Consider the following 23,681-nt stretch of genomic DNA (forward strand, 5'->3'; position numbering starts at 1 on the left):
AGTCCTAAGGCAGAACACCACACGGCTGGCAGGCGCCGTGGAACGACCGGCGCGAAGACGGTACAAGCCCCGGAAAGGCTCACAGGAATAGGCGGCGTCCCTGGCTGTTGGACTCATAGACGGCCTTCTCAATCCTCAGATTGGCCAGATAGTCGCTGGCTTGGTTCATAATTGGGCCATGGCCCTGCAGGTGGTCGACGACGTGGCGCTGCAGCTTGAAGACGCAGTCGCCGCCAAATCCACGATTTTCCCAGTCATAGGCTACTTCCCGCTCGTCGTTGCCGCCGTGGGGGCGCAGGAACAACCGCCCGTCGCCGTCCAGCCGCAGTGTCGCCTTGGAGCCGTCGATCAGCATCTCGCCCATGGTCAGGCGGCGGTTCTCCGCTGCGTGGTCGGCAAGGCGGTTGCCGTCGAACAGGCCGCGGGCGCCGTTCTCGAAGTCCAGTAGGATGAAGCCGGCATCCTCGCCGGCAATGGCCGGATTGAGGCGGTTCAAGCGGGCATAGACCTCGGTTGCTTCGCCCAGGAGGAAGCGGAAAACATCAATCAGATGGATCGCCGTTTCGTGGACCAGGAAGCGTTCCATCTTCTGAAAGTACGGCTGGCGGTCCAGGTAAGCTTGTGGCCCCTGGCCGTCGCCGGGCCGCAGACGAAAGCTTGCCTGATAGACTTCGCCCAACGTGCCGTCATCCAGCAGGGCCTTGGTCCTTTGATGCCAGGGCTGGAAGCGGAAGTTCTCATGCACCACCAGCAGGACGCCGGCCTGTTCGCAGAGCGCCACCGCTTCTTCGGCTTCTTCCAGCGATTGGCAGAAGGGCTTCTGGCAGATGATTGCGACCTTTTGGGTCGCGGCCGTGCGGATCATCTCAAGGTGGGTGACCGGCGGGGTGATGATATCCAGGAGATCCAGCTTCTCCGCCGCCAGCATCTCGGCAAGATCGCTATAGGTCGCCGGTACGCTGTAGGCTTCAGCCGTGCGGCGGGCGCCCTCGGCGCCACGGTTGCACAGGGCGACGAGATCGACGTCCGCCATGCGGCTCCAGGCTTCGTATTGGAACTGGCTGAAATAACCGGTTCCGACAGTTCCCACTCTCATCGCTGCTGGGCTCTCTGAATCATCGTTGCTTGGATTCCTGCGCTCAGATCGCTGTGGCCACCGGTACCCGGGGGGTCCGCAAGGCGGTCATCACCGCCTGGGTGACCTGCACGGTGCCGGCCGAACCGCCCAGATCCGCCGGGATCAGCCCGCCGTCGCCAAAGGCCTGATCGACCGCGCTGCGGATCGCCGCGCCGGCACGGGCGCAGTCGGCGATCGAATGCCGCTCGGCAAGCCACTCCAGCATCATCGCCGCCGAGAGGAACATGGCGGTGGGGTTGGCTTTGCCTTGCCCGACGATGTCGGGGGCACTGCCGTGACAGGGCTGAAAGACCGCGTGCTCGTCGCCGATGTCGGCGGAGGGGGCCAAGCCCATGCCGCCGATCAGGCCGGCAGCGAGGTCGGAGAGGATGTCGCCGAACATGTTCTCGGTGACCAGCACATCAAGATCCCAGGGCCGTCTGATCATGTTGAGCGCGGTGGCGTCGACGTAGGCGCGGTCAGCGTCGATATCGCTGTGCAGGGCGGCGCGCTCGTCGAAAATCTGCCGGAAGAAGGCAAAAGAGGTAAAGACGTTCGCTTTGTCGACGCAGGTCACACCGCCTGGCCGGCCCGCAGCCCGGCGCTTGGCCGCCAGGTCGAAAGCGAAGTCGAAGAGGCGCTCGCAGACTGGGCGGGTGATGACCTGGGTATCGCGCGCCTCCTGATCATTTTCCACGACTCCCTTGCCGCGGGAGGCGAAGAGTCCTTCGGTCGACTCGCGGATCAGAACGAAATCCAGGGCGGCGGCACGTGGATCGGCCAGGACCGGCGGCAGGCCCGCGACGCTGCGCACCGGGCGGACCCCGGCATAGAGGTTGAATTCGAACCGCAGATCCAACTGTGGCGCCACCTCGGTACCGTCGGGATAGCGCACATCGGGCAGGCCCATGGCCGCCAGAAAGATCGCGTCGGCAGCGCGGGCGGCATTGAGAGATTCTTTGGGAAGGGCAATACCTTCCTGGCGGTAGGTACCGGCCCCTGCGGGCAGCCGTTTGAAAGTCAGCTCGAAGCCGCCGGTTTGTTCGCTGGCGGCACTCAGCAGATCAAGGCTGGGTTCGGTGATCTCGTTGCCGATGCCGTCGCCCTCGAACACGGCGATGTCGAGCTTGGGCAGATTGCTCATTGCGGTTCCTCGCAGGTCCTTTGCAGGCACTGGCCGATCCACCTGGCCTTTCCGGCAGACATCCTCTTTTAACAGGAGCGTCAGCCGGGGGGAGGCGGGGCCAAGCGATTTTATCATTCGCTGCCAATTGAATAGACTTGAACGTATACATTAATGAATGCATTTTGGCCAGTGCCAATCGCTCTCTGCCCGGCCGGTTTCCTGCACCTCTTTTTTGGCGATTTGGGTTTCCGGCGGTTTGGGACGAGTTGAGGGGCGGGCGGCGCATTGGCGGTCAGTCTGCTTGTCCGGCTTTGCGATCCTGCGTAGCTTCGCGTCGAACGTGATGACAGGTGACGAGGGTGAGGGACGATGCTGCTGGGATGTATTGCGGATGATTTGACGGGGGCAACCGATCTTGCCCTGATGCTGGTGCGCGGCGGTATGCGTACGGTCCAGGTTGTCGGTGTGCCCGAAGATCCGGCGCGCCTGCCGGAAGCTGATGCAATCGTGGTCGCCCTGAAGTCGCGCACCACGCCGCCGGAGGAGGCTGTTGCCGAGTCTCTGGCCAGCGCGGAAGCCTTGCTGGCCGCCGGCGCCAGGCAGCTCTTTTTCAAGTACTGCTCAACCTTTGATTCGACTGACCGCGGCAACATAGGCCCGGTCACCGATGCGCTGATGGAGCGTCTGGGCTGTGCCTTTACGCTGGCCTGCCCGGCCTTTCCGGGCAATCAGCGGACTGTCTACCAGGGGCATCTTTTCGTTGGTTCTACATTGCTGTCCGACAGTCCCCTGAAAGATCATCCCCTGACGCCGATGCATGATTCCAATCTGGTCTCGGTCCTCAGCCGGCAGACAAGGCATAAAGTGAGCCTGGTGCCCTTCGAGACCGTCGAAGCCGGGCCGGAGAGCATCGCCGAGGGCTTCGACCGCGCCCGGGCCGAGGGGGCCGGGATTGCCATCGTCGATGCGGTCAGCGACCGGCACCTCTTTGCCATCGGTGCGGCGGCGGCGGACCTGCCGCTGGTCACCGGGGGCTCCGGCGTGGCCATTGGCCTGCCGGAGAACTTTCGCCGCCAAGGCCTGCTCACCGAGAGCGATCCGCTGGCGGGCTTTGCCGCGCCACCGGGTAAGGCGGCGATCCTGGCAGGCAGCTGTTCGGCGGCAACGCGCGGCCAGGTGGCGCAGGCCAGGGCGGCGGGTATTCCTGCCTACCAGATCGACCCCCTGGAACTGTCGAGCGGCGTGGTTTCGCCGCGGACCATGCTGGATTGGGCAAGCCAACAGGACGGCGAGCGGCCCTTCATGATCTTCTCGACGGCGACGCCGGACAGCATTCGCCAGGTGCAGGACGCCTTGGGCAGGGACAAGGCGGGCAGCCTGGTCGAGGATGCGCTGGCCGAGGTGGCGGCCGGACTGGTCGGGCAGGGTGTGCGCCGCTTCATCGTGGCCGGCGGCGAAACCTCCGGCGCCGTGGTCAACGGCCTGAAGCTGCAGGCCTTGGAAATCGGGCCGGAAATCGATCCCGGCGTGCCCTGGACCCGCAGCGGCGGCGAGACACCGCTGGCCCTGGCGTTGAAGTCGGGCAATTTCGGCGCGCCGGACTTCTTCGTCAAAGCCTGGGACCTTCTGTTATGAGTGCTGAAAACCAACTGCGTGATGCCATCTGCGCGACCGGGCGTTCGCTCTATGACCGCGGCCTGACCTTCGGCAGCACCGGCAACATCAGCCAGCGCCTGGAGGACGGGGGGGTGGCTGATGACGCCGACCAACGCTTCTTTGGGGACGCTGGATCCGGCGCGGCTGTCGCGCCTGGACGCAGAGGGAGCCTGGCTGTCCGGTGACAAACCGACCAAGGAGACTTTTCTCCACATCGCCATGTACCGCGAACGCCAGGACGCACGGGCGGTGGTCCACCTGCATTCGACCCACTCGGTTGCGGTGAGCTGCCTGGACGGGATCGATGCGGCGGATGTTCTGCCGCCGATGACTGCCTACTATGTGATGCGGGTCGGGCGGCTGCCGCTGGTGCCGTACTTCCCGCCGGGTGACGAGGCCTTGGCCAAGGCGGTCGGCAAGCTGGCGGGTAAGCACCATGCGGTTCTGCTGGCCAACCATGGGCCGGTGGTGGCCGGCAACAGCCTGGAAACCGCCCTCTATGCGACCGAAGAGCTGGAAGAGACGGCCAAGCTCTTTCTCATGCTGCAGGGGGCTGCGGTGCGTTGTCTGACCGCCCAACAGGTTGCAGAACTGCGCAAACGTTTTGGATAGGGGGACTCGCCATGTTTGTCGTCACAGTGATTTTCGAAGTGCAGGCGTCTGCCGCTGACGCGTTCCGCTCTGCCGTCCTTCAGCAGGCGGAGAACTCCCTGACGCGGGAGAAAGCCTGCAGCCGATTCGACGTCTGTTTCGATCCCCAACGTCCGGAGCGCGTTTTCCTCTACGAGATTTACGACGACCGGGCGGCTTTCGACGAACATCTCGCCAGCGACCATTTTGCCGACTTCGACCGGCGGGTTGCCCCCTGGGTGGTCGACAAGACGGTCAATACCTGGGTTCAAAGCTAGGTTGCCCCGCGTTTGCAGGCCTAAGCGCAGAGAGCACGGTACCCCACCGCAGCGGGAATAAAGCCGGTGATCGGACCGTCTATTCCCCAGGGCAGGCCCATTCTTGACTCTCGCCTTCGGGCCGACAGCCCTCTACGTAACTTTTCCATCTCAAGACTGGAAAGGCCGACGCTTTGGCTATTGGCTTGTCTTCGCAGACCGCAACGCAACCGCAAGATAGAAAAACGCCGGGCTCGGCCTATCCCCATCGGCCGGAGCCGTCGTCGCTGATCGACCGGATCGCCTTTCCGGCCTTTATCGTTGCGCTGCTCTTCCTCAGTTTCCTGGGCGGCGCTTTCGTCATGCTGAGCAACGTATTCCCGGCCGGCAAGTTGAGCGATGCCTACCGTGGGGGTGAGGCGCTGGTCGCCAAGATGCAGCAGTCGCGCAATCCCCTTGCGTCGGATTTCTGGGCCCCGGAACGCCGCCCGGAAGAGGGCGTGACGATCCATAATCCGGCGGAGGCCTATCCCGGTTACACGCTTTACACCTCGGGCCACGGCAGTGAAGCCCTGCTGTTCTCCATGGATGGCCTTCTGGTGCATTCCTGGCAGTTGCCCTACAGCGCAATCTGGTCGGAGGAATCGCCGGTAGAGAAACCGCAGCCCGACGAGTTCCAGTACTGGCGCAAGGCGATGATGTTGCCGAACGGCGATCTGCTGGCGATCTTCGTTGCCACCGGCGACACGCCCTGGGGTTACGGCATGGTCAAGCTGGATCGCGATTCCAATGTGATCTGGTCCTACCTCGGCCAGACCCATCACGACCTGGACGTGGCTGCTGATGGCCGCGTCTATACCCTGATCCATCAGATGCGGAACAAGACCTTCGACGGTTTTCCGCAGCTGACGGTGCCGCGGCTCGACGACTTCGTCGTGGTTCTTTCGCCCGATGGAAAAGAAGAGAAGCGGGTTTCGATCCTGGATGCACTGGTGAATTCGGACTACGCGCGTCTGCTCGACCGGGTAACCTGGTTCAACAAGCACGACTTTATTCATACCAACAATATCGACGTGATCGACGCCCAGGACGCCGCTGTCCTGCCGTTCGCGAAGGAAGGCCAGGTGCTGCTGTCGTTCCGCGATATCGACACCATCGCCGTGCTGGACCTGGAACAGGAAAAGATCGTCTGGGCCCTGCGCGGCACCTGGTTGGGCCAGCACGATCCCGATGTGCTGCCCAATGGCAACATTCTGCTGTTCGACAACGTCGGCAACTTCGGCCCCGGCGGGCGTTCGCGGGTGATCGAGATCGATCCGCTGAGCGCAGAGGAAGTCTGGCGTTACGCCGGCAGCGCCGAGCAGCCCTTCGAAAGCAACGTAAGGGCCGCCCAGCAAAGGCTTCCCAACGGCAACACCCTGATCACCGAGTCGACCGGTGGGCGTCTTTTCGAGGTCACCGACGACGGGCGCATCGTTTGGGAGTTCATCAATCCGATCCGGGCACGCCACCCGGAAAGGCCCGACGAGGTCATCGTCCCCGTGGTTTCCTGGGGGCAGCGGATTGCTGCCGATGGCCTGGATACGGACTTCCGTGAAGACCTGTCGCGACAAGAACAAGAGAGGAGCGTGCAATGACTGGAAAGAAACGGCTCGTTGCCGGGCTGGGACTGGTGCTGACCTTTGCCTGGGTGGCCCCGGCCGCTGCCTATATCGGGCCGGGTGCGGGGCTTTCCCTGCTCGGCGCGCTCTGGGGCGTTTTCGCCGCCATTTTCGCCGCGCTGCTGTTCCTGTTGATCTGGCCTCTCCGGCGACTGCTGCGCCGCAATCGCCAGGCCCCGATTGCCCGGCAGCAAAGCGTCGAGACAGAGCTGGGGCAGGGATCCAAGAACCCTCGGATCGATTGATGGCGGAGCAGGTATCTCAAGGTGGATGGCAGTCTACGGCGCTTGAGGTTCGATGACCGGCCTGCTTGATCTCACATCGCCCTTTCTGTCGACCTTGGACCAACCGCTCGCGGCGCTTCTGCCGGCCGCCGGCCGTTTGGCTGTCTGGGGTCTGGTTGCGGCCTCGCTCTCCATGGCGCTCTATGCATTGCTTTCCCCGCAAAGGCGCCTGCGGGGCGTGAAGGCCGCAGCGGCGGAGGCGAGGCAGGCGCTGGACGATCATGAAGGCGGCGTTGCCGAGGCGATGCCGTTGATCGGCCGTATGTTCCGCAGCGCCCTGGCGCAGCTTGGGCTGGTCCTGGGCCCTGCGGTTCTGGCGTCCCTGCCGGTTCTTTTCATGATCGTCTGGTTGAGCGGCACTTACGGCCATTTTCTTCCTGACAGCATCACCGCTGTCGATCTTCGTGTCGAGCCGAGTGGCCTTGCGGCACGCTGGCTGCCGGAGGAGGGTGGCGAAGTTGGTAACCCGCCGTCCACGGCGCCGCGTATTCAGGTCATCGATGCGGCCGATCAGGTGATTGAGACGGTCGAGATCGATGCGGCGGTTACCAGTCTTCACAAGCGGCAGTGGTGGAACAGCCTCATCGCCAACCCGCTCGGCTACCTGCCGGCGGAGGGCGTGTTGGAGCGGATCGACATCGATCTGCCACGCCAGGAGGTGTTGAGCCTCGGGTCCGATTGGTTGCCCGGCTGGATGCGCGGTTGGGAAGCTGTTTTCTTCGCCGCCCTGCTTGCCGCCTCCCTGGCGATCAAGTTTATCTTCCGGTTGGTTTAGATCATGAGCATGAGAAGCGCGGCGACAGAGGATCGCTATGCCGGCTTCCGGGTGACCCCCTGGGTCCATCACTGCGGACGTTTCGTGGCCCGGCACCGTGACTTCTGGATCCGGCTGGGCGAAGGGGAAACGCGCCTCAGAGCGGACGACATCGCCGAAACGACGATCGACCGGCCGATCTTCGTTTCCGGTCTGGCGCGGTCCGGCACCACCATCCTTCTGGAGGTTCTGGCCCGGCACCGGGACGTGGCCAGCCACCGCTACAAGGACTATCCGTTCCTCTTTACGCCCTTTCTGTGGAACCGCTTTTTAAAGTACATGCCGCAGAAACGCGGGGTCGCCGTCGAGCGCAGTCATGCCGACGGTATCGCCGTTTCCCCCGACAGCCCGGAGGCCTTTGAGGAGGTGCTCTGGATGGCTTTCTTCGAAGGGCTGCACGACCCCGCAGTTCGCAACGTTCTGGATGCCGCGACTGACAATCCCGCCTTTGAGCGCTTCTACGGTGATCACATTCGCAAGCTGCTCACGGTGCGCAGCCGCGCCCGCTACCTGGCGAAAGCCAACTACAACGTGACGCGGCTTGAGTATCTGCTGAAGGTGTTTCCGGACGCGCGCTTCGTCCTGCCCCTGCGCGCACCGGTCGGGCAGATTGCTTCGCTGGTCAAGCAGCACCGCTTGTTCTGCGAGGGCGAGCGGCGGCATCCGCGCGCGCTCGACCATATGCGCCGCATCGGCCATTTCGAATTCGGCCTCGACCGGCGGCCGGTGAACGTGGGCGACGGTGCGATGGACCAGGTGCTCGCGGCCTGGGACCGTGGTGCGGAAGCGGAAGGCTGGGCAATCTATTGGGCGAGCCTGCATGGCTATCTGGCAGATCGCCTCGCGGCCAATCCGGCATTGGCGGCTGCGGTTAAGGTCGTGCGCTTCGAAGACCTCTGCAACAGCCCTTTCGAGGTGCTGGGGGAGGTCTGTGCCCACTGCCGCCTGCCGGACTCCGCCCATCTCGTGGCTGAGGCAGCGGAGCTGATGCGTATGCCCAGCTACTACCGCCCGGATTTCACCGAGGCCGAACTTGCCCGGATCGACACGCTTGCCGCCCCGGTGGCCCGGCGTTTCGGCTATGCCGATGCGGTGGGGCTCTAGTCACGGCGCTGATCTCCGCCCAAAATCCCAGCCAGCATCCCAGTCCGGTCCCCGTCTGCCGGTGAATCGGTCACCCGGCGTCATTGCTTGTCGCTGGCGGGCCTGAAACTCACCGCTTAGCCCGCTAAGTCTCAAACCAGTATCGCGGAAGGGCCGCAAGAGCCCACGGTGCTTAGACGGTTTTCTTGGTACAGGGACAAGCTGATGAAATCTCATGCTCAGGTCGTCGTGATCGGCGGCGGCGTTGTCGGTTGCAGCGTGCTCTATCACCTGACGAAGGCGGGCTGGAAAGACGTCGTCCTGCTGGAGCGCGATGAGCTTACCTCCGGTTCCACCTGGCACGCCGCGGGCGGGATGCACACCCTGAACGGCGATCCGAACGTCGCCAAGCTGCAGCGCTACACCATCGATCTTTATAAAGAGATCGAGGAGATCTCCGGCCAGTCCTGCGGCGTCCACATGACCGGCGGCTTCATGCTGGCGGATTCCCAGGGTTGGCTGGACTACCTGAAGGTTGCCCAGGGGCGCTCCCGGGTGCTGGGGCTGCACAGCGAGTTCGTGTCCGTCGCCGAAGCCAAGGAAAAACACCCGCTGCTGAATGAGAAATGTTTCGTCGGCGCGCTCTATGACCCCCTGGAGGGGCATATCGACCCCTCCGGCGTCACCCACGCCTACGCCAAATCGGCCCGCATCGGCGGTGCGGAGATCGAGCGCTTTACCCGGGTTACCGACCTGCAGCCACGGCCAGACGGCGGCTGGGACGTGATCACCGACAAGGGCAATATTCAGGCCGAACACGTGGTGAATGCCGGCGGGCTCTGGGCGCGGGAGGTGGGCCGCATGGTCGGCCTGGAACTGCCGATCCTGGCGATGGAACACCAGTATCTGGTGACCGACGAGATGCCGGAGGTGGCGAGCCGCGAAACCGAGCTGCCGCACTGCATCGATTTCGGCGGCGAGATCTATATGCGCCAGGAGCGCGGCGGCCTGGTCATGGGCACCTACGAGCAGGGCGGCGTGCCTTGGTCGGAAAAGCAGACGCCCTGGAATTTCGGGCATGAACTGCTGCAGCCGGATCTCGACCGCATTTCCGACAACCTGGCGGTCGCCTTCGATCACTTCCCGGCGCTGGAGAGCGCCGGCATCAAGCAGGTGATCAACGGCCCCTTCACCTTCGCGCCCGACGGCAACCCCCTGGTGGGCCCGGTGCGCGGCCTGAAGAACTTCTGGGTCGCCTGCGGCGTGATGGCGGGCTTCAGCCAGGGCGGCGGTGTGGGCCTGGCCCTGACGAGCTGGATGACGGACGGCGATCCGGGCCTGGACATCTTCGCGATGGATGTGGCGCGCTATGGCGACTTCGCCACCATGGCTTACACCAATGCCAAGGTGCGCGAGAACTATGGCCGGCGCTTCAAGATCACCTTTCCCAATGAGGAACTGCCCGCCGCCCGGCCGCTGCGCACGACACCTGTTTATGAGCGGCTGAAGGCGGAGAATGCGGTCTTCGGTGCCGGTTATGGCCTGGAGTCCGCGCTGTGGTTCGCGCCGGAAGGGGCGGAGCCGGTCGAGGAGCCGAGCTATCGCCGCTCCAATGCCTTCGCGCCGGTGAAGGCGGAATGCAAGGCGGTGCGCGAAGCCGTTGGTCTCATAGAGACTTCGGGCTTTGCCAAGTATGAGGTGACCGGTGCGGGTGCCGAGGCCTGGCTGGGTGAGATCCTGGCCAATCGCATGCCGCGTCAGGGGCGCATCGTGCTCTCGCCCATGTTGAACCACTTCGGCAAGCTGATCGGCGACTTCACCGTGGCCAAGGCCGGGCCTGAGCACTTTTTCATCTTCGGCTCCGGTATTGCCGAAGATTATCACCTGCGCTGGTTTGAACAGTATCTGCCGGACAGCGGCGTGAGCCTGAGGTCGCTGCGCAACGAGATGGTCGGTTTCTCAATCGCTGGCCCCCGATCCCGCGAATTGCTGGCCCGGCTGACCGACGATGACGTATCGAATGCTGCTTTTCCCTTCATGTCTTTCCGCCGGATGGACCTGGGAATGGTGCCGGCCTGGGTCGGGCGGATCTCCTTCACCGGCGATCTGGGCTATGAGATCTGGATTTCGCCGGACTACCAGATCGGGCTCTACGACCAAATCCTGGCGGCCGGTGGTGACTTGGGTCTGCGCCAGTTCGGGCTCCGCGCCCTCGATTCCCTGCGCCTGGAAAAGGGCTTCGGGACCTGGGCGCGCGAATTCCGGCCGATCTATACGCCGGTCGAAGCGGGGCTCGATCGCTTCGTCGATCTGCGCAAGAACGCCTTCGTCGGCCGCGACGCGGTCCTGCAGGACCGGGAGAACGGCCCCAAGGTGCGTCTTGTGACGCTGACTGTCGACGCCAAGGGTGCCGATGTCAGCGGCGACGAGACGGTCTGGCACGACGGTGAGGTCATCGGCTGGGTCACCTCCGGCGGTTATGCCCACTTCGCGGAGCGGTCGGTTGCCCTGGCCTATGTCCCGAGCGAGCTTGCCGGCCGGAACGGCGGCAACGGCAGCTTTGAGATTGAAATCATGGGCGACCGCCGCGCGGCGCAACTTCAAACCGGGCCGTTGTTCGACCCGCAGCGCGCACGCATGCTGGGCTGACCGGCGGGCAGGGGCGGTTCCCTTCGCGCAAGCGTGATTTGGATAGTGCCGCCGGATCTGGCCTAGTATCAGCATGATAGAGGGAAAGCAAAGGCTGGCAGGCACGCGCGGCGAGCCTCTTTTTGGTCGGCTTTGCATAATTGGTATGCCCGGCAAACCATTGACTTCACGAATTTTTTCCGTGACCCTTTAACGGATTTGTGCATAATGGAAATCGTTTCCGCATTGTGGTATGGCACCTTTGAGGTTGTCGGCCATGAATGCGCTGAGAAAAGCGAAGGCCGCGTTTAAGCGGTCCGCCGATCGAACATTGGGAGGTAGAGGCTGGGGCGAGCATCTCGGCAAATCGGTTCTGCGAACCGGTTGCCTTGTCGGCCACTGAAGCATCATTATAATTACCGGCGCTACGAGCTGCCCGGCAAGACTGTCTCCATGCGCTCTGCACTGCGCTTGGCAGCGGTTTTGACGAGCCCGTTGCGACTTCGCTGAAAGAGGTGACGCCAAGAAGGCCGAAAACGTCTCATGGACAAACGACACTACCGAATTTTGAATGGTGCCTAGTTGAAGGGGCCGGTTTTGCCGGAACATCAAGACCCTTCGGAATTGTCGAAAACAGGGAGGAAGTTCGTGGAAAAGAATTCGAAGACAAAGAACGTATCGCGCCGCAAGTTGCTGACGGGTGGCGCCGTTGCCGCTGGCGCGGCGGCTGGCGCGATCGCCATGCCACAGGTATCGCGGGCGCAGACCGTAACCCTGAAGATGCAGGGTTCATGGGGCGCCGCTTCGATCTTCAGCGACATGGCAAAGCAGTATACCGAGCGCGTCGACAAGATGTCGGGCGGCCGTCTGAAGATCGACTACCTGCCGGCCGGCGCGGTTGTGAAGGCCTTCCAGGTGCAGGATGCCTGCCATGACGGTATTCTGGACGCCGCTCATACGGTGACCGCCTACTGGTATGGCAAGAACAAATCGGCCTCCCTGTTCGGCACCGGCCCGGTGTTCGGCGCCAATGCGTCGCAGATTCTGGCCTGGATCCACTACGGCGGTGGTAAGGAGCTTTACCAGGAACTGGTCCAGGACGTTCTGAAGCTCGATCTTGTCGGCTTCTTTGCCATGCCGATGCCGACTCAGCCGCTTGGTTGGTTCAAACGGCACGTGAAGAGCGCCGAAGAAATGCAGGGCCTGAAGTACCGCACCGTCGGTCTGGCCACCGACATCATGCAGGGCATGGGCCTGAAAGTGACCCAGCTGCCGGGCGGTGAAATCGTGCCGGCGCTGGAGCGCGGCGTGATCGAGGCTTTCGAGTTCAACAATCCGACGGCGGACAGCGAGTTCGGCGCCCAGGATGTCTCGAAGCACTATCACATGGGCTCCTACCATCAGGCGGCCGAGTTCTTCGAGATCATCTTCAACAAGCGCCGCTTCGACTCACTGCCGGACGAGCAGAAAGCGATCCTGGAGTATGCGGCCGAGGCGACCAATACAGCGAACTACGGCCTCGCCATGGACGCTTATTCGCGCGATCTGCAGAAACTGATCAACGAGGACGGCGTGAATGTTTACCGCACCGACACCTCGATCATGAAGGCGCAGCTGGAATCCTGGGATAAGGTTCTGGAGGGTCTGGTAGAAGATCCCTTCTTCAAGAAGATTGTGGATAGTCAGAAGGCCTGGGCGGAGCGTGTTGCGTTCTACGACCTGATGAACTCAGCCGACTACAAGCTGGCCTACCAGCACTACTTCCCGGGCAAGATCGACTTCTAAGCGAAGGCGATCAGACTCGTCAGGTCAAGAGGGCGGCACTCTTTGCGTGCCGCCCTCGCCATAACCTGCCGTCATCCCGGCTGATAACCTTCTGGGGCGCTCTATGGAAAGCTACATCATCTTTGCTGATAAGGTTTCGGCCTGGTTCGGCAAGGCCTTTGCCTGGCTGATCCTGGTCATGACGTTCGGTGTCGGCTACGAGGTCTTCGTGCGCTACGTGCTGCGCGATCCGACATCCTGGGCCTTTGATGTCAGCTATATGATGTATGGCACGCTGTTCATGATGGCGGGCGCTTATACCTTGTCGCGCGACGGTCACGTACGCGGCGACTTCGTCTATCGCCTCCTGAAGCCCAGGACTCAGGCGACGATAGAACTGGTCCTGTATTTCCTGTTCTTTTTCCCAGGCGTTCTCGCGCTGATCATCGCCGGTTGGAAGTACGCGGCGCGATCATGGAGCTACACCGAGGTGAGCGTCATGAGCCCGGCGAACGTGCCGATCTTTCAGTTCAAGAGCGTGATCATCGCCGCCGGTATTCTGCTGCTGATTCAAGGGGTGGCCCAGGTGTTCCGTTGCATCATCTGCATGCGCAACAACGAGTGGCCGAAACACACAGAGGATGACGTCGAAGAAATGGAGGATCTGCTTTTGCGGGAGCATGAACGGGACATCTTGCACCATTCCTCCGAAGCAATCGATATTGTAAAGCCGCTGGAGCGCCGCGATGACTGATCCTCAAGTTGCGGTGATGATGCTGGGCATCTTCATCATTGTCATTCTGCTCGGATTTCCCATCGCCTTCACGCTGATGGCCATGGGTGTGGGCTTTGGTTACTACGCCTATTACGACGCAGAGCGGATGCGCTCGGTCTTCGACAATCAGATCTTCGATCTCTTCGTCAACCAGACCTATTCGGTCATGGCCAATGATGTGCTGACCGCGGTGCCGCTGTTCCTCTTTATGGGCTACATAGTGGAACGGGCGAACATCGTCGATCGCTTGTTCCATACGCTCTATATCTCGGCGCGGCGGATTCCCGGTTCCATGGCTGTGGCGGCCCTGCTCACCTGCGCCATGTTCGCGACCGCGACCGGCATCGTTGGTGCGGTGGTCACGCTGATGGGCATGCTGGCCTTTCCGGCGATGTTGAAGGCGCGTTACGACACCAGCTTTGCCTCCGGCGTGATCTGTGCGGGCGGTTGCCTGGGCATTCTGATCCCGCCCAGCATCATGCTGATCGTCTATGCCGCGACGTCGAATGTTTCCATCGTCAAGCTCTATGCCGGCGCCATTATCCCGGGCTTTATGCTGGCGGGGCTTTACATGGCCTATGTGATCGGCCGTGCCATGCTCAATCCCAAGCTGGCGCCCAAGCCGCGCGAGGAGGATATCGAGCAGGTAAGCGTGTTCCAGCTCGTTATCATGCTGCTGACCTCTTTCTTCCCTCTGGCATTCCTGATTCTCTCGGTGCTCGGGGCAATCCTCTTCGGGCTCGCGACGCCCTCCGAGGCGGCGTCCATCGGCGCTCTCGGCGGTCTTGGTCTGGCGGCTGCCTATCGCTCGCTGACTTGGGAGCGCTTGCGCGAGTCGGTCTATCTGACGGTGCGGACCTCGGCGATGGTGTGCTGGCTTTTCGTCGGATCCTGGGTCTTTTCTTCGGTTTTCTCCTACCTCGGCGGAGAGGCCCTGATCAGCGAGTTCGTGCTCGGCCTGAATTTGTCGCCGCTGGCTTTTTTGCTGATGGCGCAGTTGATCATCTTCCTGCTGGGCTGGCCGCTGGAATGGTCGGAGATCATCATCATCTTCGTGCCGATTTTCCTGCCGCTGCTGCCCTTCTTCGGTATCGACCCGCTGTTTTTCGGCATCCTGGTGGCGCTCAACCTGCAAACCTCTTTCCTCACGCCACCCATGGCGATGGCGGCCTACTATCTGAAGGGCGTGGCGCCGCCGCATGTCCAGCTTGTGACCATCTTCAAGGGCGTGCTGCCCTTCCTGTCGATGATCTTGGTGGCCATGGTCATCATGTACAACTTCCCGGGCGTCGCGCTGTTCCTGCCTGAGTATTTCTACGGACATTGATCGGAGTAACCCGGCATTGGATCAGCTGATCGCAGAAGAGAGCGCAAGCGCGGCGGAGCAGGCGGCGGCGATTGCGGCCGGCAGTCTGCGGTCGGTGGATCTTGTGAAGCGTTTTCTCGACCGCATCGCCGCGGGCGACGAGGCGGTGCAGGCCTGGGCGCACCTGGACCCGGACTATGCCCTGCGCCAGGCGCAGCAGCGCGATGACCAACGGGGCTCCGGCCTGCCGCTCGGGCCGCTGCACGGGGTGCCTGTCGGCCTGAAGGACATCGTCGATACGGCGGACATGCCGACCGAGAACGGCACGCCGCTCGACGCCGGGCGGCAGCCGCGTCAGGACGCGACGCTGGTATCGCGCCTGCGCGCGGCGGGGGCGGTTATTCTGGGCAAGACCGTCAGCACCGAGCTGGCCTTCTATGCGCCGGGCAAGACCCGTAATCCGCATGACCCCGAGCGCACCCCGGGGGGATCCTCCAGTGGCTCGGCTGCCGCGGTGGCGGCGGGGCAGGTGCCGCTGGCGGTGGGTACCCAGACCAACGGTTCGGTCATCCGTCCGGCCTCTTTCTGCGGTGTGGTCGGCTACAAGCCAAGCCACGGTTTGGTTTCACGCCACGGCCTGCTGTCCCAGTCGCCGCCCCTGGATACCGTCGGGGCGTTTGCCCGGACGGTCGAAGATGCGGCGTTGATTGTCGATGCCATGGCCGGCCATGATCCGGCCGATGGCGCGACCCGGCCCATGGCGCGGCCGTGCCTGCTGCAGACGGCCCGTGCTGCGCCGCCGGTGAAGCCTTCCTTCGCCCTGGTGAAGGGCCCGACCTGGGATGCGGCCGATGCGGATACCAAGGACGGCCTTGCGGAGTTGCGCGACTTCCTGGGGGAGGACTGCGACGAAGTGACATTGCCCTCCGCTTTCGAGCGGGCCCACGATCTCCAGCGGCTGCTGATGGTTGCCGGTTTTGCCAAGAACCTGGCACCTTACTACGAAAAGGGCAGGGACCGTCTGAGTGACGTCATGCGCGCGGCGATCGAGGAGGGCAGAACGGTGCTCGCCGTGGACTATGCCCTGGCCGAAGAATGGATCGATGTCCTGAATGCCGGCTTGGCGGAGATCTTCGAGCGCTACGATGCGATCCTGACGCCGGCGGCTGTCGGAGAGGCTCCGCAGGGGCTTTCGGCCACCGGCGATCCGACTTTCTGCACGCTTTGGACGCTTTGCGGGACACCGGCGATTACGCTGCCGCTGCTGCAGGGCGCGGCTGGTTTGCCGATCGGTGTGCAGATAGTGGGCGCGCGCGGTGATGACGCACGTCTGCTGCGCAGCGCCCGCTGGCTGGCCGAGGCCCTGGCTGTGGAGGACGGATGAATGGCTATGGTTCTTCCGCCGCCGGGTCTATCATCGATTTTGCCGTTTCGGCTTCTTGAGGAGACTTTGCGATGCCCCTGATCGATAAGCTGCTGGCATTGCTTGCGATGGCGCTCTTTATCACCTTCCTGGGTATTCTGATCTGGTGGGTGCGTGAGCCCGATCTGATCATTGTGGTAGGGGTCGTTACGGCGATGGCGCTGTATGACTTCTGGAAGGGTGCGGGCCATGGCAAGGCGATCACCATTCACAAGAAAGACTAACCGCCCTTCAAACCGGCCCTGCGGAGATCCGGCCTCGCCGCCGGCGCCAGCAGTGCTGATTTCCCTCAAGCGGCCATAGGATTCAAGTGGGCCTCGACAATGACAAGTCGGCGGCCATGCGTGCGGCTTTTCAGGCGGACCTTGCCCGGCGCCTGAGCGAGATCGAAGCCGTGATCGATCAACTTCAGACAGGGCGCGCGAGCTTCGAGGAGGCCTCTGCCGCCTTCTCAGCGCAACTCCATGATATCAAGGGCACCGGCCGGCCCTTCGGCGTGCCGCAGGCCACTGACCTTGCGGCTGACTTCGAAAGAACCATCAAGACGGAAACCTGGCGTGAGGAGAACGCCCCCGGGCTTGTTCGGCAACTGGTTTCCCGGCTGAGAGCGCTCTGCTGACCCCGTTCCGGCTTCATGGCCTGAACTTATTGAGTTGATCGTTACGTTCACTTTTTTGCGCGGATTGAATAAAGAAGCGAAAGACCCTGTACTCGGTTCGTCCAAGACGCTATCGTCAGTAGATATGGGGTTGAATGATAGTCTTTACTATTCAGGGTAGTGGTAGGCCGCAAGGCGCAAATAATCGTGGTGTCCCTCCAAGAGATTACCAATGTAGTCACGGGGTGATCGTCACACTGGCCATTTGCAGGTTTTATACTGCAGCAGACAGGAAGTCTGAAGTTCGGCGCCTGATCTGTGTGGTGATGTGACGGGACTGGTCCATTACGGCAGAATTTCTCGTCTGTGACTGTCGCTGGGCCGGTGTGACATCTGCTGCAGTGCAGGTGTCACGAGGCTGCAATCGGACTCCACTAGATTAAGATCGTCGCGGTCGAGGGGAGAGAAGACCGATGAAGATTGCTCTGGCGGATGATCATGCGCTTTTCCGGGCTGGCCTTTGCAGTGCCCTTAAGGATGCATTCGGTCCGCAAACACAAGTTCTCGAGGCCGCCGACCGGGATGGCCTCGCAGCCACTTTGGAGAACGAAACCTGCATCGACCTGGTGATCTGCGATCTGCGGATGCCCGGCATGGAGACCGATGACAGCGTTGCAGGTTTGGTGCGCATCAATACAGCCATACCCCTGGTCATGGTCTCTGCATCCGATGAACCAGCCGATGCCTGCGGTGCGATCAGGCAAGGGGCTAAAGGATACATCCTGAAGAGCGATAGCATGGCGGTCCTGCAGCATGCCTTGGAACTGGTCCTTGCCGGTGGCACCTATGCGCCGGTGGAAGCGCTGATGGCCGGTGGGGACATGGCCGCGGATAGCGGCACGCTCAGGGCATCTCCACGTTCCGGCCCGCCTTTGCCGGCCCTCAGCGAGCGCCAGAAAATGATTTTTGAGCGCCTCGCCGAAGGAAAATCAAACAAGGTCATTGCCCGGGAACTGGGGATCGCGGAAGGAACGGTGAAGGCGCAGCTGCGCACGGTTTTCCGCAAACTCGGCGTCGCCAATCGCGTCCAGGCCGCCTTGGCCGCCGCCCAGGTGCTGGAACCCTCAGCTGCGGAGAGCCGCCCCGCGGGTCTCCAAGTGGCGACCGGTCATGGCGGGGAAGAAGGAAAGATCTATCCCTTCCCGGGTCAGGCGTAGCAATTGATCGATTTCTTTTTCCTTGATTTGATCTGCAGCTTGATCTGCCATTCGGCATCCTATTAGCCTTGCCGGGATGTCCAAGGCCTTCTTCTAGAGCCTTTCGGTGCGTGGGTGCCTGCCATGGCATGCCACTTGCTACGGATCTCCGTGGGGATCGGTGTGACTGTCCGGCGTCTGCGACGGGGCGCGCTGACCCGGGCGGGGGTTGCGATGAAGTTAGCGGCTTTTTGGCTGATCGTTGCGGGCAGTGTGCTGCCCTTGATGCTTGTTGTTAAGGGTGGTGCGGCGGACCGAGTCCAGAACTTCGAGGTTCTTCTTGAAGTCGAGATCCCTGCGGTCAGCGAACACGAACTCAGTCAGCAGCAGGCAAAGGGCCTTTCAGATCAAGGCTTTTCCTCCGACGGCGTGCCGGACGACTGGGGCGTCATCCTGTGGGATGAGATCAAACCGATGAAACCGGGCGCCCCACAACCACAGCCACAACCGGGCCGGGGACAGAGTTCTTTCAGCGCGTCTCAGAGCCGCTGATGCTGAGGCCTTTGCCGACGGTCCGCTTGGCGCCGCTCCCGTACTTGGCCATGTTCACACTCTTTACGGTGTAACGCAGCTGTAACACTGCGCTGTTCCTTGCGGGGCGGGCGGTTAAATGTGGGTATCCGGCGATTTTGGCTACCCCTTTACGGCTCCGGCGAAGGCTGCCTGGCTGCCCTTGTCACGCTACCCGGACAAATGCGTAAAGCCACTATACAGGCTGTAAAGCGATTAGCGCCCGGTATTGGTTTCAAGGCTTACACGCGGTCTGCGCGTAGAGCTTCAACCCCCTAAGATCACTCGAGAATTTGCTGTGTTCGATTTGTGGCACGGCGGTTGCGTTGTTGGGGCTGGGGTTGCGCGCTTGCGCGGACCCCCGGCCGGAAGGTCCCGTAAAGGTCGAGCCCGAGGGGAAGCCAGGGGGTGGAGGTCTGTCGGGGGAGACTTCCGGGGAACGGCGCTTCCAGGGAGGAAGCAATGAACCGGATAACGCATCAAGAGGAGAAAACCATGAGAAAGTCTCTGATCGCGGGGGCCTCTGTCTTCGCATTGGTCGCGGGGCTGAGCGGGACGGCCTTTGCGCAAAGCGCCGACCTGAACAGCGCCAGCGCCACCAACACTATGAACCAGGATGTTGTGAACAAGGCTTCTGCGACCGACGACGAGAATTCCAACGACGGTATCGGCGGCGATCCTTCGGAATCGTTCAACAACAATTTCGATCAGCACACCTTCCAGGACCAGGTGCTGAACCAGAACAACATCAATTCCGGCATCAACTCGGCGCAGCAGGGCGGCAATGCAGCGGCCATCGCCGTTGACGGTGACGGTGCCGGCGGCGGCGGCGGACCGGATGTTGAGACCAACATCGCCAAGGCGAAGAATGACGCCACCCAGACAGTGACGAATAAGGCGGAGGTCGACTCGCCGGATGACGAGGGATTGGGCGACGGTATCGGTGGCTCCGCCGAGGACTCTTTCAACAACAACTTCGGCGCCGACACTTTCGACAACCAGGTGATCAACCAGAACAACATCAACTCTGGTGTGAACTCTGCCCAGCAAGGGGGCAACGCAGCGGCCATCGCCGTCGATCTGGACGGTGCCACCGGCCCGACGCCCGTGAAGAACACGGCTGAAGCTGACAACGTTCTGGATCAGACGGTTACCAACAAGGCTCTGGTTGGCGATGACAGTGACGGCAACGACGCGATTCTGGGCGAGAACAACGACTCCAATAACAACAACTTTGGCAGTCGCACCTTCGAAAACCAGGTGATCAACCAGAACAACATCAATTCCGGACTGAATTCCGCCCAACAGGGTGCTAACACGGTGGCTATCGCAGTCAGTGCTCAGGACGGCGCAACCCCCAGCTTCGGTGTTGTCGAGCTTGACAGCGAAACAGCCGAGGTGATCAACAGCGCGATTGAGAACGTAGCAGAGGCTTTTGATCTCGATGCCTCGGCGATTGGCAACGGCGGCGATCCGGAAGCCAGCGAAATCAACAAAGCGACGGCGACATCCGATGGTGTGCAGGATGTCACCAATGTGGCCAAGAACGAGGCTGAAACCAATGATGACGGTGGCGCTGGCGGCGACCCCGACGACTCCTTCGCCAATGAGTTTGGCTTCGAGACCTTCGAGAACCAGACGATCAATCAGAACAACATCAATGCCGGTATCAATTCTGCACAGCAGGGTGCCAACACGGTCGCTATCGCAACCGATGTGGATGACGGTGATGTCGACGGCGAAGACATGAACATTGCCAACGCAAAGTCGACCCAGGATCAACAGTTCTCAAACAAGGCCAAGGCCGCGGGTGAGGATAACGACGGTGTTGGAGGGTTCGACGACAACGATAACTCCGACTCACTCTATAACAATTTTGGTGAGGAAACCTTCAAGGATCAGGTGATCAACCAGAACAACATCAACGCCGGCATCAACAACGGCCAGCAGGGCATGGATACGGTGGCTCTGGCGATCGACAATTCGGCGAGTGACATGGACACCAACATGGCGACCGCCAAGAGCGACGGAACCCAGAATGGTGAAAACATCGCGAATGATTCCTCTCAGGGGGATCGTCCGGATGCGGATGATGGCGACCCTGTCGAGCACGGGCTCGGTATCGGTGGCGGTGCGGAGGAAAGCAACCTGAACAATCAGTTTGGGGACAACACCTTCGAGAACCAGGTGATCAATCAGAACAACATCAACGCCGGTATCAACTCCGCACAGCAGGGTGCCAATACGGCCGCTATCGCTGTGGCCGATGACGGCAGCATTGTCGACACGAACATCGCCACATCCAAGACTTTCCTGGATCAGGGTGATGACGAGGCTCCGTTGAGCAACCTTGCCAAGGTAACGGGCGACGAAAGCGGTGGCGTCGGCGGTAATCCAACCGGCCAGGGCGACGGCGAGGACCCTTTCACCAACGAGTTCGGTGAAGCGACCTTCCAGGACCAGGTGATCAACCAGAACAACATCAACAGCGGTATCAATTCCGCCCAGCAGGGTGCGAACACCGTGGCGATGGCGATTGATCTGGGTGGTGGCGGCGGCCTCGACCTGAATACCGCTGTGGCTCTTTCCGACCTGGACCAGACCGTCACCAATACTGCGACGGTCAGCGGGAACAGCAATGCCGGCATCGGCGGCAGCCCCGAGTACGCCTTTAACAACAACTTCGGTGACAACACCTTCCGTAACCAAGTGATGAACCAGAACAACATCAACTCTGGCATCAACTCGGTTCAGCAGGGCGCGAACACCGTTGCCGTCGCATTCAGCGGCAACTCCTCGGGCAACTAAGCCGGGGGTAGGCCTGCGGAATGCAGGGACGATTGGACCGGTGGGGCTTTGGCCCCACCGGGCTCCAATCGAAAAGAGACGGATATCGATTGCAATGCTCGGGAGGCATTGAGATGAAGTTCAAGATCCGAATATCAAGACTGGCGGCAGCATTTGCTGGAGCCAGTCTGTGCTTTGCCGCTTCGACGGCGGCTTTCGCGGAGGACCCCTTTGCCGATTGGCAGAATGTGAACGAGGGTACTTTGTTCAGCGAACGCGGCGGCGACATTGCCGTAGCGGTGGACGATTCCGCCTTGGCGGCAGCGGTCGGTCTGCAGCACCAGACCGTTACCAATACCATCCATGTGACCGGTAATCTTTCAGGCGGTACGATCAACGCCGGCAACGGCACCTTTGCCGACCAGGTGATGTCATTGAACGTCATCAACACCGGAAACAATGTCGCCCTCCAGAACCAGAATGTGATTGCTGTCACCGTGGTCGACAGCATGATCACGCCGTAGGGAGGTGCGGCATGAGCTCGCAACTGTCATTGTCGAACAAGGCCGCTGCGGTTTTCTTCGCCGCTGCGGTCACGCTTAGCGCCATGGCACCATTTTCTTCGGCCCGGGCGGCGGATGCGCGCTTTGTCTCTGCCGGCGGTATGTCCTTTAACCTGAAGGTTCAAAGCATCAAGGAAAGGAAATGGCACTCTGTGGTCCGCCAGGAGAGGGATTTTTCCTGCGGGTCTGCGGCGGTGGCGACGCTGCTTTCCTACCACTACGGTCGGCCGACCGAGGAAGTCGAGGTTTTCGACGCCATGTTCGCCGTTGGTGACCGTCAGAAAATCATGGCGCAGGGTTTCTCACTTCTTGATATGAAGCGATTTCTCGATGCGCGCGGCTACACGGCCGACGGTTTCCGCGTCAGCCTCGACAAGCTTGCGGAGGTCGGCGTGCCGGCCATCGTCTTGCTCGACCTGTATGGCTACAAGCATTTTGTGGTGATCAAGGGGGTAACGGCAGAACATGTTCTGGTCGGTGACCCGTCACGCGGCATTCAGCGATATAAGCGCACCGACTTCGGTAAACTCTTGGCCAATGACATCGTGTTCGTCGTGCGCACCCAGGTCGAGATCGCCAAAGCCAACTTCAATCTTGTGGATGACTGGAGCGCGCATCCAAGCGCTCCTTTTGGGCCGGCAGTCAGTCAAAGCAGCCTGGCGAACATCACGATCTACCTGCCCGGAACTGGAACCCGCTGAGGGACGAACTCGATGTTGAATTCCATAGAACACCCAATGTTCCGAACAATCGCTGGCCGGCCGGCTTCAGGCTTGCGTCGCTTTGCTGTGATGCTTGGCCTGGTTCTGGCCACGGGGGCCTGCGCAGGCGGTGAGATGGTCAGTGGGACGTTGCCGAGCGGCGACGCAGCCTGCCAGGTCGATCGGGCCGGGCTTTGCGACGCCAGGGAGAACGTCCTGATCGCCATGGCCAGTGGGCGGGCGATCGCTCAGGATGCCGTCGTCGAGGAGGAGGTTCTGGAAGAGCAGCGCGGCGGTTTCATCTCCGTTGGCGGGTTTCAGGTCGATTTCGGGTTTGAGTTCAGCACGATGGTGAACGGGTCATCGCAGCTCACGACCGTCCTCACTCTGAACGACATTATCAGCGGCAACGGCATCGTTCCCAATCTCAACTCGATTTCTGTTTCCAATGGTGCAGCGGGGGGCACGGACATTATCCACGCCGCCGGGCCGGACGGGATCAGTGCAACCATCCTGAATTCCCAAGATGGGGTCCAGATCGAAAACGTTTCAACGCTGGCGATCGATATTATCGGCCTTCGCAACGTGCGCAAGGGCGGCCGGGCGCTCGGCAACGGCCGGCGGATGCCGATGGAGACCCAGCAATCAATCATTCGCAGCCTGGCCCGATAAAAAAGAGGCGGAGCGATATTCAAGATAAGCGGTAAAGCCGGTATCGATATCTGATTTGAAATTTGAATGT

The 23,681-nt window shown here is 61.6% G+C and carries 22 protein-coding genes; 20 read left to right on the forward strand and 2 right to left on the reverse strand.

Annotation, left to right across the window (positions count from 1 at the left end; all coding sequences use genetic code 11):
* Nucleotides 1-79 precede the first annotated feature (79 nt).
* Both HBA54_RS02375 and HBA54_RS02380 read right to left on the reverse strand, forming a co-directional pair.
* Entirely contained in the window at nucleotides 80-1,096 is a 1,017-nt protein-coding gene (locus HBA54_RS02375) for a Gfo/Idh/MocA family protein (protein ID WP_167220998.1), read from the reverse strand.
* Nucleotides 1,097-1,139: 43 nt separating this feature from the next.
* Nucleotides 1,140-2,261, reverse strand: a complete 1,122-nt coding sequence (locus HBA54_RS02380; RefSeq protein WP_167221000.1) for an isocitrate/isopropylmalate dehydrogenase family protein — start codon at nucleotides 2,259-2,261, stop codon at nucleotides 1,140-1,142.
* 351 nt (nucleotides 2,262-2,612) lie between these two features.
* Here HBA54_RS02380 and otnK point away from each other — a divergent pair, with 351 nt between their 5' ends.
* The 20 genes from otnK (at nucleotide 2,613) to HBA54_RS02480 (ending at nucleotide 23,611) form a co-directional block, all read left to right on the forward strand.
* Complete coding sequence (gene otnK, locus HBA54_RS02385; RefSeq protein WP_167221002.1) at nucleotides 2,613-3,878, forward strand: 3-oxo-tetronate kinase; 1,266 nt, start codon at nucleotides 2,613-2,615, stop codon at nucleotides 3,876-3,878.
* Nucleotides 3,879-3,998: 120 nt separating this feature from the next.
* Nucleotides 3,999-4,511 carry a 3-oxo-tetronate 4-phosphate decarboxylase gene (gene otnC / locus HBA54_RS02390; RefSeq protein ID WP_322095963.1) on the forward strand — a complete coding sequence of 171 codons (513 nt, stop codon included), beginning with the start codon at nucleotides 3,999-4,001 and terminating at the stop codon, nucleotides 4,509-4,511.
* Between the two features lie 11 nt (nucleotides 4,512-4,522).
* On the forward strand, nucleotides 4,523-4,807 hold the full coding sequence (locus HBA54_RS02395) for a putative quinol monooxygenase (RefSeq protein WP_167221004.1): 285 nt from the start codon (nucleotides 4,523-4,525) through the stop codon (nucleotides 4,805-4,807).
* Between the two features lie 185 nt (nucleotides 4,808-4,992).
* Nucleotides 4,993-6,423 (forward strand): arylsulfotransferase family protein, encoded by a 1,431-nt coding sequence (locus HBA54_RS02400; protein ID WP_167221006.1) that lies wholly within the window; start codon nucleotides 4,993-4,995, stop codon nucleotides 6,421-6,423.
* Complete coding sequence (locus HBA54_RS02405) at nucleotides 6,420-6,692, forward strand: hypothetical protein (RefSeq protein WP_167221008.1); 273 nt, start codon at nucleotides 6,420-6,422, stop codon at nucleotides 6,690-6,692. The genes HBA54_RS02400 and HBA54_RS02405 overlap by 4 nt, the downstream gene beginning before the upstream one ends.
* 52 nt (nucleotides 6,693-6,744) lie before the next feature.
* Nucleotides 6,745-7,506, forward strand: coding sequence for a hypothetical protein (locus HBA54_RS02410; RefSeq protein ID WP_167221010.1), 762 nt, complete (start codon nucleotides 6,745-6,747; stop codon nucleotides 7,504-7,506).
* Between the two features lie 3 nt (nucleotides 7,507-7,509).
* The gene (locus HBA54_RS02415) at nucleotides 7,510-8,649 is read left to right on the forward strand and encodes a sulfotransferase (protein WP_205944370.1); all 1,140 of its coding nucleotides are present in this window, start codon (nucleotides 7,510-7,512) and stop codon (nucleotides 8,647-8,649) included.
* Between the two features lie 204 nt (nucleotides 8,650-8,853).
* A complete protein-coding gene (locus tag HBA54_RS02420) occupies nucleotides 8,854-11,277 on the forward strand; it encodes a GcvT family protein (RefSeq protein ID WP_167221012.1) in 2,424 nt (807 codons plus the stop codon).
* 627 nt (nucleotides 11,278-11,904) lie between these two features.
* A complete protein-coding gene (locus HBA54_RS02425) occupies nucleotides 11,905-13,041 on the forward strand; it encodes a TRAP transporter substrate-binding protein (protein ID WP_322095964.1) in 1,137 nt (378 codons plus the stop codon).
* Between the two features lie 103 nt (nucleotides 13,042-13,144).
* Nucleotides 13,145-13,774 carry a TRAP transporter small permease subunit gene (locus HBA54_RS02430; protein WP_167221014.1) on the forward strand — a complete coding sequence of 210 codons (630 nt, stop codon included), beginning with the start codon at nucleotides 13,145-13,147 and terminating at the stop codon, nucleotides 13,772-13,774.
* Nucleotides 13,767-15,122, forward strand: coding sequence for a TRAP transporter large permease (locus HBA54_RS02435; RefSeq protein WP_167221016.1), 1,356 nt, complete (start codon nucleotides 13,767-13,769; stop codon nucleotides 15,120-15,122). The genes HBA54_RS02430 and HBA54_RS02435 overlap by 8 nt, the downstream gene beginning before the upstream one ends.
* A 16-nt stretch (nucleotides 15,123-15,138) precedes the next feature.
* Nucleotides 15,139-16,485: an amidase gene (locus HBA54_RS02440; RefSeq protein ID WP_240932474.1), complete on the forward strand. Its 1,347-nt coding sequence runs from the start codon at nucleotides 15,139-15,141 to the stop codon at nucleotides 16,483-16,485.
* A 71-nt stretch (nucleotides 16,486-16,556) separates the two neighbouring features.
* Complete coding sequence (locus tag HBA54_RS02445) at nucleotides 16,557-16,748, forward strand: hypothetical protein (RefSeq protein WP_167221018.1); 192 nt, start codon at nucleotides 16,557-16,559, stop codon at nucleotides 16,746-16,748.
* An 86-nt stretch (nucleotides 16,749-16,834) separates the two neighbouring features.
* A complete protein-coding gene (locus tag HBA54_RS02450) occupies nucleotides 16,835-17,143 on the forward strand; it encodes an Hpt domain-containing protein (RefSeq protein WP_167221020.1) in 309 nt (102 codons plus the stop codon).
* 452 nt (nucleotides 17,144-17,595) lie between these two features.
* Nucleotides 17,596-18,339 (forward strand): LuxR C-terminal-related transcriptional regulator, encoded by a 744-nt coding sequence (locus HBA54_RS02455; protein ID WP_167221022.1) that lies wholly within the window; start codon nucleotides 17,596-17,598, stop codon nucleotides 18,337-18,339.
* A gap of 213 nt (nucleotides 18,340-18,552) precedes the next feature.
* Nucleotides 18,553-18,870, forward strand: coding sequence for a hypothetical protein (locus HBA54_RS02460; RefSeq protein WP_167221024.1), 318 nt, complete (start codon nucleotides 18,553-18,555; stop codon nucleotides 18,868-18,870).
* Between the two features lie 513 nt (nucleotides 18,871-19,383).
* Nucleotides 19,384-21,696 (forward strand): beta strand repeat-containing protein, encoded by a 2,313-nt coding sequence (locus tag HBA54_RS02465; protein WP_167221026.1) that lies wholly within the window; start codon nucleotides 19,384-19,386, stop codon nucleotides 21,694-21,696.
* A gap of 113 nt (nucleotides 21,697-21,809) precedes the next feature.
* Nucleotides 21,810-22,199, forward strand: a complete 390-nt coding sequence (locus tag HBA54_RS02470) for a hypothetical protein (RefSeq protein ID WP_167221029.1) — start codon at nucleotides 21,810-21,812, stop codon at nucleotides 22,197-22,199.
* Nucleotides 22,200-22,228: 29 nt separating this feature from the next.
* On the forward strand, nucleotides 22,229-22,939 hold the full coding sequence (locus HBA54_RS02475; RefSeq protein ID WP_205944371.1) for a C39 family peptidase: 711 nt from the start codon (nucleotides 22,229-22,231) through the stop codon (nucleotides 22,937-22,939).
* A gap of 72 nt (nucleotides 22,940-23,011) precedes the next feature.
* Nucleotides 23,012-23,611 (forward strand): hypothetical protein, encoded by a 600-nt coding sequence (locus tag HBA54_RS02480; RefSeq protein WP_167221032.1) that lies wholly within the window; start codon nucleotides 23,012-23,014, stop codon nucleotides 23,609-23,611.
* Nucleotides 23,612-23,681 lie beyond the last annotated feature (70 nt).

This window comes from Pelagibius litoralis (genome assembly GCF_011683915.1).
GTDB lineage: Bacteria > Pseudomonadota > Alphaproteobacteria > Kiloniellales > Kiloniellaceae > Pelagibius > Pelagibius litoralis.

What these genes read in the sequence shown, in the direction of transcription:
- HBA54_RS02375 (WP_167220998.1), bottom strand. Translation starts at nt 1,096, where the DNA reads ATGAGAGTGGGAACTGTCGGAACCGGTTATTTCAGCCAGTTCCAATAC.
- HBA54_RS02380 (WP_167221000.1), bottom strand. Translation starts at nt 2,261, where the DNA reads ATGAGCAATCTGCCCAAGCTCGACATCGCCGTGTTCGAGGGCGACGGC.
- otnK (WP_167221002.1), top strand. Translation starts at nt 2,613, where the DNA reads ATGCTGCTGGGATGTATTGCGGATGATTTGACGGGGGCAACCGATCTT.
- otnC (WP_322095963.1), top strand. Translation starts at nt 3,999, where the DNA reads ATGACGCCGACCAACGCTTCTTTGGGGACGCTGGATCCGGCGCGGCTG.
- HBA54_RS02395 (WP_167221004.1), top strand. Translation starts at nt 4,523, where the DNA reads ATGTTTGTCGTCACAGTGATTTTCGAAGTGCAGGCGTCTGCCGCTGAC.
- HBA54_RS02405 (WP_167221008.1), top strand. Translation starts at nt 6,420, where the DNA reads ATGACTGGAAAGAAACGGCTCGTTGCCGGGCTGGGACTGGTGCTGACC.
- HBA54_RS02410 (WP_167221010.1), top strand. Translation starts at nt 6,745, where the DNA reads ATGACCGGCCTGCTTGATCTCACATCGCCCTTTCTGTCGACCTTGGAC.
- HBA54_RS02415 (WP_205944370.1), top strand. Translation starts at nt 7,510, where the DNA reads ATGAGCATGAGAAGCGCGGCGACAGAGGATCGCTATGCCGGCTTCCGG.
- HBA54_RS02420 (WP_167221012.1), top strand. Translation starts at nt 8,854, where the DNA reads ATGAAATCTCATGCTCAGGTCGTCGTGATCGGCGGCGGCGTTGTCGGT.
- HBA54_RS02430 (WP_167221014.1), top strand. Translation starts at nt 13,145, where the DNA reads ATGGAAAGCTACATCATCTTTGCTGATAAGGTTTCGGCCTGGTTCGGC.
- HBA54_RS02435 (WP_167221016.1), top strand. Translation starts at nt 13,767, where the DNA reads ATGACTGATCCTCAAGTTGCGGTGATGATGCTGGGCATCTTCATCATT.
- HBA54_RS02445 (WP_167221018.1), top strand. Translation starts at nt 16,557, where the DNA reads ATGCCCCTGATCGATAAGCTGCTGGCATTGCTTGCGATGGCGCTCTTT.
- HBA54_RS02455 (WP_167221022.1), top strand. Translation starts at nt 17,596, where the DNA reads ATGAAGATTGCTCTGGCGGATGATCATGCGCTTTTCCGGGCTGGCCTT.
- HBA54_RS02460 (WP_167221024.1), top strand. Translation starts at nt 18,553, where the DNA reads ATGAAGTTAGCGGCTTTTTGGCTGATCGTTGCGGGCAGTGTGCTGCCC.
- HBA54_RS02465 (WP_167221026.1), top strand. Translation starts at nt 19,384, where the DNA reads ATGAGAAAGTCTCTGATCGCGGGGGCCTCTGTCTTCGCATTGGTCGCG.
- HBA54_RS02470 (WP_167221029.1), top strand. Translation starts at nt 21,810, where the DNA reads ATGAAGTTCAAGATCCGAATATCAAGACTGGCGGCAGCATTTGCTGGA.